Annotated in this window: 1 protein-coding gene; it reads right to left on the minus strand. The window is 69.0% G+C overall.

The features are described from left to right. Positions 1–63: 63 nt before the first annotated feature. Positions 64–1,278, minus strand: a complete 1,215-nt coding sequence (locus ACZ7D7_RS33920; protein WP_470829393.1) for an IS110 family RNA-guided transposase — start codon at positions 1,276–1,278, stop codon at positions 64–66. Between the last annotated feature and the right edge of the window lie 266 nt (positions 1,279–1,544).

Here is a 1,544-nt window from a genome sequence, read left to right on the forward strand (position 1 = left end):
GGGGGGGTGTCTCTATGTCCTTCGTCAAGGACGTGGTGCCTGGTGTGCGGGTGTTGGGGGTGGTCATGCGGCGAGAGTGATGGCGGGTGTTCTGGACTCGTAGAAGGTGCCGTCGCGGAGCATGGCGAACAGGACGCTGATGCGTTGGCGGGCGAGTCGGAGGAGGGCCTGGGTGTGGGTCTTTCCGCGTGCTCTTTGCCGGTCGTAGTAGGTGCGGGAGGCCGGGTCGGCGTTCATGCAGGCGAAGGCGGAGAGGAACATCGCGCGTTTGAGCTGCCGGTTTCCGCCTCGGGGTGCGTGTTCGCCGTGGATCGAGGTCCCCGACGACTTCGTCGTCGGGGCGAGGCCGGCGTAAGAGGCGAGGTGGGCGGCACTGGGAAAGGCGGTCCCGTCTCCGACGGTGACCAGCAGGACTGCGGCGGTCCTGACTCCGACGCCCGGCATCGAGGTCAGGACCGGGTGAAGAGGGTGGGCCTCCAGCAGGGTGCTGATCTGGGCTTCGAGTGCTCGGCGCTGGTCGTGGACTGCGGCGAGCGAGGCGGCCAGGGACGGGATCACGATGTCGAGGGTGCCGGTTCCCGGGACCACGACGGTCTGTTCGTCGAGGGCGTCGAAGACGTCGTCGATTAGCCGCGTGGCCATGCGCGGGGCCTTGGGCCGGATGAGTTCGGCGAGTCTGCGGCGGCCGGCTTTCCGCAGGGCGGCCGGGGATCCGTAGCGCTCGAGGAGCCAGGTGACAGCCGGGTGGTCGAGCCGGGGCCCGAGCACGCGCTCGAGGCTGGGGTGGAACTGGGTGAGCAGGCCGCGTATCCGGTTGCTGGTGCGGGTGGCCTCGGCCGCGAGGTCCTGGTCGAAGCCGGTCAGCACGGTGAGTTCGGCGGTGATCTCGTCGGTCAGCTCCAGCGAGCGCAGCGTGTGAGGCATCGTCCGGGCCGCGTCGGCGATCACTGCCGCGTCCTTCGCGTCGGTTTTCGCCTCACCCGGATAGAGGTCGGCGATCCGCCGCATCGCGAGTCCGGGCAGGTAGGCGACCTCGCAGCCCGCGTCGCGGGCGACGGCCAGCGGCAGAGCCCCGATCGAGGCAGGCTGGTCCACGATCACCAGGACGGTGCCGAACTTGGCCTTGAGCTTGTCGAAGACGGCCCGCAGCCTGGGTTCGCTGTTGGGCATCGGCTTGTCGAAGACCTTCTTCCCGGCCGGGGTGAGTCCGTGACCGTGGTGAGCGGTCTTGCCGACGTCCATCCCGAGGAAGACGCCCACGCCTTCGATGTCGAACATCGCACCCTTTCCAGGTCGTTGACCGTGCCGGCCATGGCGGTGGCACCGTGCTCGCGCATCCACGTTATGCAGACCTGCCGCCCACGTCTGTGCCCGGCATTGCGCCGGACCGGGCGGTGGCCGGGTCTCTCATCAGCGTCTCCGACGGCACCCCACGGACCCGGCGACACCACCCCCCAGGTCATGCCTTCGACAGAGGGGACACAGTCATACCGGGCCCGGAGGCCAGCAGCCCCATTGCAGGACCGCGAAGAACATAACGGGGG

The sequence above is a fragment of the Streptomyces sp. NPDC037054 genome (assembly GCF_055606745.1).